Source organism: Pseudomonas sp. NBRC 111143 (assembly GCF_001320965.1).
GTDB classification, from domain to species: domain Bacteria; phylum Pseudomonadota; class Gammaproteobacteria; order Pseudomonadales; family Pseudomonadaceae; genus Aquipseudomonas; species Aquipseudomonas machongensis.
Genome location: NZ_BCBT01000020.1, coordinates 32,429 through 45,022, shown reverse-complemented (window position 1 = coordinate 45,022; position 12,594 = coordinate 32,429). Strand labels below are relative to the sequence as shown.

10 protein-coding genes and 1 pseudogene are annotated in these 12,594 nt (G+C 63.4%); 5 read left to right on the top strand and 6 right to left on the bottom strand.

Annotated features, from left to right (window positions below; all coding sequences use genetic code 11):
• The first annotated feature begins 97 nt into the window (after positions 1-97).
• The gene (locus APH44_RS13330; RefSeq protein ID WP_054893157.1) at positions 98-1,534 is read left to right on the top strand and encodes a TolC family outer membrane protein; all 1,437 of its coding nucleotides are present in this window, start codon (positions 98-100) and stop codon (positions 1,532-1,534) included.
• Positions 1,535-1,578: 44 nt separating this feature from the next.
• On the opposite strand, the gene APH44_RS13325 is transcribed toward APH44_RS13330, so the two are convergent.
• The 3 genes from APH44_RS13325 to APH44_RS13315 form a co-directional block, all read right to left on the bottom strand.
• Entirely contained in the window at positions 1,579-2,013 is a 435-nt protein-coding gene (locus tag APH44_RS13325) for a hypothetical protein (protein WP_156343752.1), read from the bottom strand.
• Between the two features lie 137 nt (positions 2,014-2,150).
• Positions 2,151-3,431 carry a lipid IV(A) 3-deoxy-D-manno-octulosonic acid transferase gene (gene waaA / locus APH44_RS13320; RefSeq protein ID WP_054893155.1) on the bottom strand — a complete coding sequence of 427 codons (1,281 nt, stop codon included), beginning with the start codon at positions 3,429-3,431 and terminating at the stop codon, positions 2,151-2,153.
• Between the two features lie 99 nt (positions 3,432-3,530).
• Entirely contained in the window at positions 3,531-4,421 is an 891-nt protein-coding gene (locus tag APH44_RS13315) for a LysR family transcriptional regulator (protein ID WP_054893154.1), read from the bottom strand.
• An 87-nt stretch (positions 4,422-4,508) separates the two neighbouring features.
• Between APH44_RS13315 and APH44_RS13310 the strand changes: the two genes are divergently transcribed.
• The 4 genes from APH44_RS13310 (at position 4,509) to APH44_RS13295 (ending at position 7,899) form a co-directional block, all read left to right on the top strand.
• Complete coding sequence (locus tag APH44_RS13310) at positions 4,509-4,841, top strand: multidrug efflux SMR transporter (RefSeq protein ID WP_054893153.1); 333 nt, start codon at positions 4,509-4,511, stop codon at positions 4,839-4,841.
• A gap of 67 nt (positions 4,842-4,908) precedes the next feature.
• Entirely contained in the window at positions 4,909-6,084 is a 1,176-nt protein-coding gene (locus APH44_RS13305) for an FAD-binding oxidoreductase (RefSeq protein WP_054893152.1), read from the top strand.
• Positions 6,081-6,893 carry an aldo/keto reductase gene (locus tag APH44_RS13300; RefSeq protein WP_054893151.1) on the top strand — a complete coding sequence of 271 codons (813 nt, stop codon included), beginning with the start codon at positions 6,081-6,083 and terminating at the stop codon, positions 6,891-6,893. The genes APH44_RS13305 and APH44_RS13300 overlap by 4 nt, the downstream gene beginning before the upstream one ends.
• A gap of 37 nt (positions 6,894-6,930) precedes the next feature.
• On the top strand, positions 6,931-7,899 hold the full coding sequence (locus APH44_RS13295; RefSeq protein WP_054893150.1) for a hypothetical protein: 969 nt from the start codon (positions 6,931-6,933) through the stop codon (positions 7,897-7,899).
• Positions 7,900-7,965: 66 nt separating this feature from the next.
• On the opposite strand, the gene hldE is transcribed toward APH44_RS13295, so the two are convergent.
• From hldE to APH44_RS13280, 3 genes and pseudogenes are all read right to left on the bottom strand, one after another.
• Complete coding sequence (gene hldE / locus APH44_RS13290) at positions 7,966-9,387, bottom strand: bifunctional D-glycero-beta-D-manno-heptose-7-phosphate kinase/D-glycero-beta-D-manno-heptose 1-phosphate adenylyltransferase HldE (protein WP_054893149.1); 1,422 nt, start codon at positions 9,385-9,387, stop codon at positions 7,966-7,968.
• A 129-nt stretch (positions 9,388-9,516) separates the two neighbouring features.
• A complete protein-coding gene (gene msbA, locus APH44_RS13285) occupies positions 9,517-11,325 on the bottom strand; it encodes a lipid A export permease/ATP-binding protein MsbA (protein WP_054893200.1) in 1,809 nt (602 codons plus the stop codon).
• Positions 11,326-11,340: 15 nt separating this feature from the next.
• A pseudogene (locus tag APH44_RS13280) lies at positions 11,341-12,517 on the bottom strand (O-antigen ligase family protein).
• Positions 12,518-12,594 lie beyond the last annotated feature (77 nt).

Below are 12,594 nucleotides of genomic sequence, written 5' to 3'. Positions count from 1 at the left end.
CAACAGGCGGATTGTTGCCGACAGCCAGCGGCACTACACTGGCGCATCGCACGATACTCAACAGTTCAGAAATTCAATTTCGTACAAGGATTGCCCTATGCTGCGCAAACTTTCACTGGCGATTGCCGTGTCTTGTGCGTCCAACGGAGTGGTCTGGGCAGCGGATGTGCCCACGACGGTGAAGACCGACCTGGTCAGCGTCTACCAGGAAGCGGTGAACAACAACGCCGACCTCGCCGCCGCCCGCGCCGACTACGGCGCCCGCCGTGAAGTGGTGCCGCAGGCCAGGGCAGGCCTGCTGCCCAATCTGTCCGCCGGCGCGGAAATGATGAATACCCGCACCAAGCTGGACGAACCCTCGATCACCTCCAACCGCAGCGGTAACTCCTGGAGTGCCACGCTGTCGCAGCCGATCTTCCGTGCCGACCGCTGGTTCCAACTGCAGGCCGCCGAGGCGGTCAACGAGCAAGCGGCGCTGGAGCTGTCGGCCACCGAGCAGAACCTGATCCTGCAAACGGCCGAAAACTATTTCGCCGTCTTGCGCGCGCAGGACAACCTGGCCTCGACCAAAGCCGAGGAAGCAGCGTTCAAGCGCCAGCTCGACCAGTCCAACGAGCGTTTCGACGTCGGGCTCTCCGACAAGACCGACGTGCTGCAATCCCAGGCCAGCTACGACACCGCCCGTGCCAATCGGATCATCGCCGAGCGCCAGGTGCAGGACGCCTTCGAGGCGCTGGTGACCTTGACCAACCGCGAGTACGGGTCGCTGCAGGGTGTGGTCCACAGCTTGCCGGTGCAGGTACCGGCGCCCAACGACGCCAAGGCCTGGGTGGAGACCGCCGCACGGCAGAACCTCAACCTGCTGGCGACCAACCACGCCGTCGATGCCGCCGAGGAAACCCTGCGCCAGCGCAAGGCCGGCCACGCCCCGACCCTCGATGCCGTGGCGCGTTACCAGAAGGGCGACAACGACAACCTCGGCTTCACCAACCCTGCGCCGCAACCCGGCGTGCGCTATGGCGGCGACGTGGAGCAGACCAGCATTGGCCTGCAACTGAACATTCCGATCTATAGCGGCGGGCTGACCAGCTCGCAGGTGCGTGAAGCCTATGCCCGCCTGAGCCAGAGTGAACAGCAGCGCGAAAGCCTGCGCCGCCAGGTGGTGGAGAACACTCGCAACCTGCACCGCGCGGTGAATACCGATGTGGAGCAGGTGCAGGCCCGCAAACAGTCGATCATCTCCAACCAGAGCGCCCTGGAAGCCACCGAGATCGGCTACCAGGTCGGCACCCGCAACATCGTCGACGTGCTCGATGCGCAGCGCCAGCTCTACACTTCAGTGCGCGACTACAACAACAGCCGCTACGACTACATCCTCGACAACCTTCGCCTCAAGCAGGCCGCCGGCACGCTGAGCCCGCAAGACCTTCAAGACCTGGGGCGCTACCTGAAAGCCGACTACAACCCGGACAAGGACTTCCTGCCACCGGATCTTGCGGCGGCAGCCGCGAAGAACTTCGAGCGGCGCCCCTGAAGAGAATGACAACGGGCGAGCTGAACGCTCGCCCGTCATGCATTTCAGTCCATGACAAATTTCATGATGTTTAGATTGCCATCCTGCGTCAGCTCATGCGTGCAGGAGGCCAACTCGGAGCCCGTCGATGTTGCAGAGGGCTGCAGACTCGATGTTTCGACGGTGTACTTGATAGAGTAGCTGCAGGTGCGGTCACCGCTACCCAGCGAGAACGACTCGTGGAAGTCTTCACTCCCCAGCTCCCGCGGAACGAAATACAACCCTCCCCGACTTTCATCGTCCACGTTGTACGAAGCTTGCGCGTCCACAACAAAGGTGTCGCCATCCACTTCGACCTTTGCGTTCGGATCCGCATGATCCACGAGTATCTCAATCCAGGGACTGTCGAATCCCCCGGCCTCGATCGGCCGAGGTGCCAGGTAAGCGAATGCGGGAAGCGACGCCGTGAGCAAAGCAAAAGACAGGATAAAAGAGCGCATGTTGTAGTTCTCCATTAGAGATGCCCCAACGGCATCCTCATGTCGAGCCTACTGCCACCCCACTCAGCCACATCGCCACATAATTACCACCCTGATCTCGTGCCGGACACATGCATGGAGACGGTCGAAAGAGGACATCATGAGCGCGTCTGAATGAGCCTCCCAAGGGCCTCGAGCAATCGTTGCAGGGCACCCTGATTGGCCTGCATCACCGTCCTGCCCGCCTCGCCCATGCGCCGGCAATCCTGTGGAAGCTCAATCAGGCGTCGGACCGCAGCAGCCAGTCCTTCGGCGTCGTCCACCTGTTGTAACGCACCGGCCCCACGCAACATCGCGCTGATCTCGAGGAAGTTGAACACGTGCGGGCCGGTAATGACCGGCAATGCGAGTGCTGCCGGCTCCAGCGGATTGTGCCCGCCGGTGGGTACCAGGCTGCCGCCGACGAAGGTGATATCGGCCAAGGCGTAGAGGAACATCAACTCGCCCATGGTATCGCCAAGCAGGACCTGGACCCGCCCGTCTACTGCTGCTCCTGAAGAACGTCGCACCGTGGTGAAACGTTCGCGACACAGTACATGCACCGCATCGAAACGCTCCGGGTGACGCGGCACCAGGATCAGCAGTGCGTCGCCATGCACCTGCAGCAGGCGCTGGTGAGCTTCGAGAATGAGCGCATCCTCGCCCTCATGAGTGCTTGCAGCGATCCACACCGGCCGCTGCAGGGCCGACCATTGCTCGCGCAACTGGCGTGCACGTGGCAGCAACTGATCGTCCACCTTCAGGTCGAACTTGATCGAACCGGTCACCTGCACGCACTGCGCGCGGCCCCCCAGGCTGCGGAAACGCTCGGCCTCGGTCTCGGTCTGTACAGCAATCAGGCTCATCTCTTCGAGCATCGGCCGAGTCAGCCCGGCAAAGCGGGCATAACCGCGTGCCGAACGCTCCGACAACCGCGCATTGGCCAGAGCCACCGGGATGCCGCGTCTCGCGCACTGATGGATATGGTTGGGCCACAACTCGGTTTCCATGATGATGCCCAGCTTCGGACGCACATGATCGAGGAAGCGCGCCGCTGCCCAGGGCAGATCATAGGGCAGATAGCAGTGCTGGACCCGCGGCTCGCTGGCGAACATCGCGCGGATACGCTCCGAGCCGGTCGGGGTCATGCAGGTCAGCGTGATGGGCAGGTCCGGGTAAGCCGTGAGCAGTGCCTTGACCATCGGCGCCGCAGCGATGCTCTCGCCCACCGATACCGCATGCACCCAGATACCGCCCTGGCGCATGGCCGGAAGCTTGCAGGCAAAGCGCTCGGCGATGCGCTGGCGATACGCTGGCGCCTTGCGCCCACGCAGGAACAGGCGCAGCGCAACCAGCGGCAGGCCCAGGTGAAACAGCAGGGTGTAGAGGGTTCTGTTCATGGCGCCGCAGTTTACTAGGGTCTGCCTGAAATGTGTCTGCACTCGCCCCTAGTACGTTGAAGACAGCCCCTCAGATTCACGGGAAAAAGGTCTGTCAGACTAGCCGATTGCCCGCAGGTGCTTGGCAAAGCGCTCAGCCAGCCATTGGGCTGCCGGCCCAAGCGGCTCGTCGCGCCGCCAGGCCAGCTCGGCAACCAGCGCCGGCGGGCGCCATTCGCTATCGAGCTCGACCATGTGCGCCTGGTACGTCGGGTACTGCACCACATGCCGTGGCAGCCAGGCCCAGCCCAGACCGCGCATAAGCAACTCGGCCATGACGTAGAAGCTGTCGGCACGCCAGACCTGAGCGCTGACCGGCTCGCCGCCCGGATAGTCGCTGTCCTGTGGGGCGATGAGCAACTGCCGGTGACGCGCCAGCTGCTGACAGGTTACCCGTCCGACATGGGCAAGCGGATGATGCGCAGCACAGACCGTAACCATCTCGACACTGCCCAGGGTACGGCGCTCCAGCGAGTCCGGGATGCTTTCGTGATGAAAAAACAAGCCGAGATCTGCCCGCCGCCCGACCAGCTTGCGCGCCACGTCGCCCTGTGCGCCACTGGCCAGTTGCACCTGGAGAAAGGGGAACTGGCTGGCCAGCTCATCAAGGCTGTCGATCACCGGCTGGTAGGGCATGGCTTCGTCCTGGGCCACCCGCAACAGCGGTTCCTGGCCGCGCATCAAGGCCTGGGCGCGACCATCGAGCCGCTCGCACTGGCGCAACAACTCCTGAGCGTCACGCAGCAAGGCTTCGCCACTTTCGGTCAGACGCGGCTGGCGACCACTGCTGCGTTCGAAAAGGATCACGCCAAGGTCTGCTTCGAGCAGCGCAATGGCGTTGCTCACGGCCGACTGCGCCTTGCGCTGGGCACGGGCCACGGCAGAAAACGAGCGTAGCTCGGCGACCTGGACGAAAAGCCGCAACTGTTCAAGGTTCCACTGTTCGGCCATTACCTATCTCCAGAATCGATAGGTAATGACTTTACCGCAATCAGGAACAACCTAGAATGCCCGACCAGTAACCAGAGGAAACCGATCATGAATGCCTACACCTATCTCGCCATCGCCATCTGCGCCGAGGTCATCGCCACCGCTTCGATGAAAGCGGTCAAGGGCCTGAGTACGCCGTTGCCGTTGCTGCTGATGGTGTGTGGCTATGCCGTGGCCTTCTGGATGCTCACGCTGGTGGTGCGCAGCATTCCAGTGGGTATCGCCTACGCGGTGTGGTCCGGCATGGGGATCGTGCTGATCAGCATCGCAGCGCTGGTGATCTATGGGCAGAAGCTGGATGTACCGGCCATGCTGGGGATGGCGATGATCGTAGGGGGTGTGGTGGTGATCCAGCTCTTCTCCAAGACTGCTGGGCATTGATCGATAGGCAACATTGCCGGGCACGGGCTGTATACTGGGCAATCGTTCCAGTTTTCGAGGTGCCCGCATGCCATCCGCCATTTCCACTGACGTCCTCATCGTCGGCGCCGGGGTCGCAGGCCTCTGGCTCAATGCCCGGCTGCGTCGCCAGGGCTATTCGACGGTGCTGGTGGAGCGCGCCAGCCTTGGCGGCGAGCAGACCATCAAGTCCCAGGGCATCATCCATGGCGGCACCAAGTACGCCCTGCACGGCGCGCTGACCGGCGCTTCGGAGGCCATCGCCGACATGCCGCGGCGCTGGCGCGAGGCCCTGGCCGGCAGCGGCGAGCTGGACCTGCGCGACACCCGCCTGCTCTCCGATTCCCACTATCTATGGTCGCCAGGCACCTTGGCCGGCAACCTCACCAGCTTCTTCGCCAGCAAGGCCGTGCGCGGCCGGGTCGATCAGGTCAAGGGCGAGCAGTTGCCACCGGCCCTGCAGGACCGCGCCTTCAAAGGCAAGGTCTACCGTCTGGCCGAGCTGGTCATCGATGTACCCAGCCTGCTCGGCAACCTCGCGCAACTGGCCGGCGACAGCCTGCTCGCTGGCGAGCGGATCGAACCACTGCACGAAGGCCAGGCGCTGGTCGGCCTGAAGGTCGATGGTCGCGAGATTCGCGCCCAACGCATCGTGCTCAGTGCTGGCGGCGGCACCGAGGACCTGTTGCATGCACTCGGCCTGAGCCAGCCCGCGCAGCAACGCCGGCCACTGCACATGGTCCTGGCCAAAGGCCCCAACCTCAAGCCGCTGTACGCCCACTGCCTGGGCGGCGGTCCCAAGCCACGGGTCACCGTGACCACCCACCCGGCGGCCGATGGCCAGTGGGTCTGGTACCTGGGCGGCGACCTCGCCGAAGCCGATGGCGTGGCACGCGAGCCGGCCGCGCAGATTGCCGCAGCGCAAAAAGAGATCGCCGGCCTGCTGCCCTGGGTCGATCAAAGCCAAGTGCGCTGGGCCACCTTGCGCGTCGATCGCGCCGAGCCCGCACAGTCGGGCCTGGTACGCCCCGACAACGCCTTCCTCAGCGAGCAGGAGCGCCTGCTGGTTGGCTGGCCGACCAAGCTGGCGCTGGCGCCAGACTTCTCCGACCGCGTCCTGGCCGCCTTCGAGCGCGATGGTATTCGCCCGAGCGCCCAGGCCGACCTGACGGACTTGCCGCGTCCACCACTCGGCGTGCCGGCCTGGGAGCAACTGCTGCCATGAGCCTGCCGACCCTGCACGATTTCCACCGCCCCTTGGGCGGCACCGGCCTGAAGGTATCGCCACTGGGGCTGGGCACGGTCAAGCTTGGCCGCGACCAGGGCGTGAAGTATCCCAACGGCTTCACCATCCCCGGCGACGACGAGGCCCGCCTGCTGCTGTCGCAGGCGCGCGAGCTGGGCATCAACCTGATCGACACCGCGCCGGCCTATGGTCGCAGCGAAGAGCGTCTCGGCCCATTGCTGCGTGGCCAGCGTAACGACTGGATCATCGTCAGCAAGGTCGGCGAAGAGTTCGAAAACGGCCTGTCGCACTTCGACTTCAGCGCCGTCCATACCCGACGCTCGGTCGAGCGCAGCCTCAAGCGCCTGGAAACCGACCGTATCGAACTGGTACTGGTGCACTCCGACGGCAATGACCTGGCCATCCTCGAGCAGCAAGAGGTCTACCAGACACTCGCCGCGCTCAAGCAGGAGGGTAAGATCCTCGGCTATGGCTTTTCCGGCAAGACCGCCGTCGGCGGCCTGAAAGCACTGGAACAGGGCGACTGCGCGATGATCACCTACAACCTCAACGAGCAGGCGGAGCGCCCGGTGCTGGACTACGCTGCCGAACACGGCAAGGCCATCCTGGTGAAGAAGGCCCTGTCCAGCGGGCATATCTGCCTGTCTCCAGGAGTCGACCCGGTCCAGGCCAGCTTCGAGCTGCTGTTCGCCCATCCGGGGGTCAGCAGTGCTATTGTCGGCACCATCAATCCGTTGCACCTGGCCCACAACGTGGCCACCGTCGCCCGTATTCTGGGCCAGGCCTGAGCCGCTCACGCGGCCGCCGAATGCAAGGAGGAGCCTCGTGGCGCGTACGCTTATCCGCAAGAACCCGAGCAACTTCAAGACCCTGCCGCTGCATGTCGAAGCCACCCCGGAACGCCTGAGCTACCAGAGCATCGGTATGCCGCTGAACTTCGCCCAGACCCTGCAACGGCGCAAGGCGATCCAGCTGGATGACAGCGAACGCTTCGTCATCGAACTGGCCAACCTGGGCGTTTCGGTACGCCTGACCCTCAACTGGCAGAACCGCGACTACTGGGTGCTGGTGCGTCAGCGCCGCCAGGACCGCGGCGATGTCGTACTCAAGCTGATCTCCGGTTACGTACCTGCCCAGGAGCTCAACCTCCCGCTGCACACGGCCATCCAGGAAGTGGCAGAAGAATGCCTGCTGGAAACCCCGGAAGGCTGGCTGGGCGGACGTTTCAACGACACCTGGCTACCCGCCCCGTATGCCGCTGCCCTGCACTACCGCGAAGCCCTGCCCTTCACCCTGAGCCCGGCCTCGGGCGCGGCGCGGCCGGTACACTGCGGCAACCTGATGCTGCTCGAGCGACCACGGGCCTATGTGCACCTGCCCACCGCCTCGCTGCAACTGATTTACGATCTGCGCCTGCAGGTCCCCAAGGAGGCCAAGTCGCTCAGCCTGTTCCACGTCGACGAGCGCCTGGAAGGCGACCAACTGGTGGCCCGGCTCAACCGCAAGCGCCCCGACCTGTATCTGATGCCCCTGAAGGACGGCAAGCCACTGGCGGAGCTGTACACCTTGAAGAAGGACCAGCTGATACCCGCGAGCACGCGCGGGCTGTACCTGGCCGAAAGCTTCGCCATGCAGGATGGGTGGGTGGTGAGGGAAGAGCGCGTGCGCTGGCGGGAATGGGTGCGTCAGCAAGGGCTGGTGGAGAGCCGGCCCGAGAAGCCTTCGCACCTGCAGCGGTTCAGCGACAAGGCGCGGGCGTTGCTGCAGCGGGCAAAGACCACACTGCATAAATAGCAGCAGCGGCGCCTGGCCGCTGCAACCTGCCCCGCGATCACCGGTGGTACGCGATGCAGCACCTGCTTAGTTCTTGCGGATCTTCTCGACGATCGCGGTGGTCGAGCTGTTCTCGACCAAACCCAGCACTTTCACCGTACCGCCATAGGCCTTGACGATATCCGCCCCGACCACCTGGTCGATCCCGTAATCGCCGCCTTTGACCAGCACATCCGGCTTGACCTGGCGCAGCAGGTTTTCAGGTGTTCCCTCAGGGAAACTGATGACCCAGTCCACCGCCCCCAGGCCGGCGAGCACCGCCATGCGGCGATCGACGCTGTTGATCGGACGCCCAGGCCCCTTGAGACGGCTGACCGAAGCATCGTCGTTGATCGCCACGATGAGGCGATCCCCCTGGGCACGGGCCTGCTCCAGATACGTCACATGCCCGGCATGGAGGATGTCGAAACAACCATTGGTGAAGACGATCTTCTCGTTGTGCGCACGCGCGTCGTCGATGGCCAGCAGCAACTGCTCGAGCCCCAGCACCCCGCGCTCGGAGCCTTCTTCCCGCTGGATCGCCCGGCGCAACTCCGGGGCGCTGATCGCTGCGGTACCCAGCTTGCCGACGACGATGCCCGCGGCCAGGTTGGCCAGGGCCACCGCATGCGGCAGGTCCTCGCCTGCGGCAATGGCAGCCGCCAGCGTCGAGATGACGGTATCCCCAGCACCGGTGACGTCGAACACCTCGCGGGCACGGGCCGGCAGGTGCAAGGCCGGATGACCGGTGCGCAGCAGGGTCATGCCGTGTTCCCCGCGGGTCACCAGCACCGCGCCGAGGTCAAGATCTTCGAGCAATTGCAAACCCTTGGCGACCAGATCGGCTTCATCGGCGCAACGCCCGACGATGGTCTCGAACTCGCTGAGGTTGGGGGTGATCAGGCTGGCACCGCGATAGATGGAAAAATCCTTGCCCTTGGGGTCGGCCAGTACCGGGATGCCCTTGCTGCGAGCAGCCTGGATCAGCGACTGGTGATTCTTCAGTGCGCCCTTGCCGTAGTCCGACAGCACCAGCACCTTGACGCCTTCGAGCAGTGCATCGACCTCGGCACCCAGCGACAGTGGGTCGGTGGCGAAGGGCTCTTCGAAGTCGATGCGCAGCAATTGCTGGTGGCGGCTCATGACCCGCAGCTTGACGATGGTGGGCTGGTGCGCAATGCGCTGGAACACCGAGCGCACACCAGCGGCCTGCAGGCTGTTGGCCAGGCTGTCGGCCGCTTCGTCCTGGCCGGTGACGCCCACCAGCGAAGCCGGGGCGCCAAGCGCTGCGATGTTCAAGGCAACGTTGGCCGCACCGCCGGGCCGATCCTCGATCTGGTCGACCTTGACCACCGGTACCGGCGCTTCCGGCGAGATACGCGATGTACCGCCATGCCAGTAGCGGTCGAGCATCACATCGCCGACCACCAGTACCGGGGCTTGATCGAAACGCGGCATGGACAACTTCATGGGCAACCCATATGGAAAAATGAACAGGGGCAGGATATTAGCACACGGCAGCCGGCGGCTTTAACGCCAACTGCGGCGGGGACAATTCCAGTGACAATCGGGGCACACACGCCCCGATTCATGAGGGTTTCAGGTGATATCGGCCTTGTCCGGCTCATCGAGTCCCATGGCATGCAGGCGGGCATAATGGCCATTAGCCTCAAGCAGTTCGGCATGGGTACCACGCTCGACCAGCCGCCCCTGGTCCATGACCAGGATCAGGTCGGCCTTCTCGATGGTCGACAGGCGGTGCGCGATCACCAGGGTGGTGCGCCCCTCCATCACATGGTCGAGCGCCGCCTGGATATGCCGCTCGGACTCGGTATCCAGTGCCGAGGTCGCCTCGTCGAGAATCAGCAGGGGAGCGTTCTTCAACAGCGCACGGGCGATTGCCAGGCGCTGGCGCTGGCCACCGGACAGCAGCACACCATTCTCGCCGACCTCGGTGTCGAAGCCCTTGGGCAGTTGGTCGACGAACTCCTTGGCGTAAGCGTCGGCCGCGGCAGCCTCGATGGCCTCGCGCGGCGCACCGGCCAGGTCGCCATAGGCGATATTGTTGGCCACGGTGTCGTTGAACAGGGTGACATGCTGGGTCACCTGGGCCACATGCCGGCGCAGGTTACGTAGGCGATAATCCTCGATTTCCACACCATCGAGCAGGATCTCGCCCTTGTTGTGGTGGTAGAAACGCGGGATCAGCGCCGCCAGCGTCGACTTGCCGCTGCCAGAACGCCCCACCAGGGCGATCATCTGCCCGGGCTCGGCGACGAAGCTGATGTCGGTCAGCACCTGACGCTCGGTGCCTGGATAGGTGAAGCTCAGGTTGCGCACCTCCAGACGGCCCTCGACACGCTCCTTCTCCACGGTACCGCCGTCCACCTCGGGCTTCTCGTCGAGCTGCTCGAAGATGCTCTCGGCGCCGGCCAGGCCCTTCTGAATGGTCGAGCTGACCTCCGAAAGCTGGCGAATCGGCTTGGGCAACAAGCCAGCCGCCGTGATGTAGGCGACCAGGTCGCCAGCCGAGGCATCACCACGCAGGAACAGCACCAGGAACATCAGCGCGGCCATGGCGCTGTAGATCACCAGTTGCAGGGCCGGGGTGTAGAGGGCGCCGGTCTTGTTCATGCGCAGCTGCTTGTCGGTGTTGCTCTGGCTGGCATTTCGGAATCGACGCTCTTCGTAGGCTTCGCCGCCGAAGCTGCGCACCACACGGTAGCCCTGGATGGTTTCGGAGGCCACGTGGGTGACGTCCCCCATGGCCACCTGGATCTTCTTGCTCTGCTTGCGGAATTTCTTGCTGGCAGTACTCACCATCACTGCAATGACCGGCAGGATGGCAACCATCACCAGGGTGAGCTTCCAGTTCATCCACATCAGGTAGATGAACAGGAACACCACGGTCAGGCCTTCACGGATCACTACCTTGATCGCGTCGGTGGCGGCACCGGTGACCATGGTGACGTTGAAGGTGATGCGCGAGATCAGGTGCCCGGAGTTATGGCTGTCGAAGTAGCGGTTGGGCAGCACCAGCAACTTGTTGAACAGCTCCAGGCGCAGGTCGTGGACCAGGCAGAGAGACACCTTGGCCAGATAGTAGTTACCGAGGAACGACCCGAGCCCTTGCCAGGCAGCGATCAGGATGATCAGCAACGGCACCGCCTGCAGCAATTGCAGGTCGCGCAGGTAGGGGACGTCGGGGAACAACACCGCTTGCGGATTGCTCAGGCCATCGACGAAGTACTTGAGGATCCCCGCCAGCATCGGCTGGGTCGAGGCAAAGATCACGAAACCGATAATGCTCAGCAGGAAAATGCCGATGTAGGGTTTCACATAGCCCAGCAGCCTGAAATAGATCTTCAGGCTGGTGGGGTTGTCCGCCGGTCGCGGTGTTTCGGCCATCATCGAGCTCGCTGTTCAGGTTGAACCGGAAATTTTACCACAGGCTTTTCGCTCGGCATGCACCCACGGCAACATCATCGCCAGGCCGACCGGCAACCAGCTGATGAACCACTCCGCGCGGGGGGTACCGGTGAGGCTTGCGGCATCGAGTTGCATGGCCACGGTTGAAAACACCCAAACTGCCAGCGCCAGCTTGCCCAACATCGTCTCGCGGGCACGCAGGATCTCGCGCAGCGCGAACAGCCATACTGCTATCCACAACAGCATACCGGGCAGCCCCAGTTCGACGGCAACATGAGTGAGCATATTGTGGGTATGGTCGAACTGGATCCCCAGTGCCTCCACGCGGTAGAACGCGCCAAGCCCCAGGCCGGTCCATGGGTGCTGTTCGATCATCTGAATCGAGGACTGGAATATCTCGGGCCGATAAGAGGAACCCCGCTGCATGATCAGGTCCAGGAACAGGAATATCGCGACTGCAGTGATCAGCAGCGACGACACAGAGATCAGCTTGCTGAGCCGATCACGCATCCAGAATGGCGCCAACAGCACAGTGAACAACAAGGCCACGGCCGCGCCGCGGCTCTGGCAAAAGACAATGAAAGCCCCCAGGCAGGCCAGGCCCAGCACCCAACCCAACTGCACGAGCCGGTTGCGCGGACAATCGTGAAGCATCGCCACGGCCATGACACCGACGACATAGGCACCCAGGATCGGATGGCTGATTTCACCAATTCCTTCAAGACGCGCAACCAGCGGGTAACCAACCACGTGATAGAAGCGATAGATCGAAATCAGTGCAGCAATCGCCATCAAGATTCCACCGACACGCAACAACACACGCACACGGTAGGCGCCGAGCTGCGCCAGCAACGGGAAAGCCATAAGGAACAGCAGGATATAGACCAGCCGCTTGCCCTCGCGCCCGCCCTCTTCGGTGGATGACCACGCCAGGCTCAACGCCCCCCAGACCAACAACAGTGCGATCGCCGTCCAGAGTGCCGGCTGACGGCGCCACCCGCTCACGAAAAGTTGTCGGGCGGACCAGGCGAATACCAGGGTCGGTAGCCAGAGGAACAGGATGAGGCCTTGCTGGTAGAGCTTGTTGCTCGGCGCCAGGGCGATCGCCGCCAGGAACCAAACGAAACCGAATCCCAGCCAGGCCTGGGCCCAACGATTTTTCATACAACATTCCTTCCCCCGATCAGTCCAATGACACCGTCATGGTGCAACCGCATTATTTTCGGCATTATTGCCAGTCATTTTGCT

Coding starts and splice junctions, on each gene's coding strand:
- APH44_RS13315 (WP_054893154.1), bottom strand. CDS start 4,421: ATGGCCGAACAGTGGAACCTTGAACAGTTGCGGCTTTTCGTCCAGGTC.
- APH44_RS13325 (WP_156343752.1), bottom strand. CDS start 2,013: ATGCGCTCTTTTATCCTGTCTTTTGCTTTGCTCACGGCGTCGCTTCCC.
- msbA (WP_054893200.1), bottom strand. CDS start 11,325: ATGGCCGAAACACCGCGACCGGCGGACAACCCCACCAGCCTGAAGATC.
- APH44_RS13310 (WP_054893153.1), top strand. CDS start 4,509: ATGAATGCCTACACCTATCTCGCCATCGCCATCTGCGCCGAGGTCATC.
- APH44_RS13330 (WP_054893157.1), top strand. CDS start 98: ATGCTGCGCAAACTTTCACTGGCGATTGCCGTGTCTTGTGCGTCCAAC.
- APH44_RS13300 (WP_054893151.1), top strand. CDS start 6,081: ATGAGCCTGCCGACCCTGCACGATTTCCACCGCCCCTTGGGCGGCACC.
- waaA (WP_054893155.1), bottom strand. CDS start 3,431: ATGAACAGAACCCTCTACACCCTGCTGTTTCACCTGGGCCTGCCGCTG.
- hldE (WP_054893149.1), bottom strand. CDS start 9,387: ATGAAGTTGTCCATGCCGCGTTTCGATCAAGCCCCGGTACTGGTGGTC.
- APH44_RS13305 (WP_054893152.1), top strand. CDS start 4,909: ATGCCATCCGCCATTTCCACTGACGTCCTCATCGTCGGCGCCGGGGTC.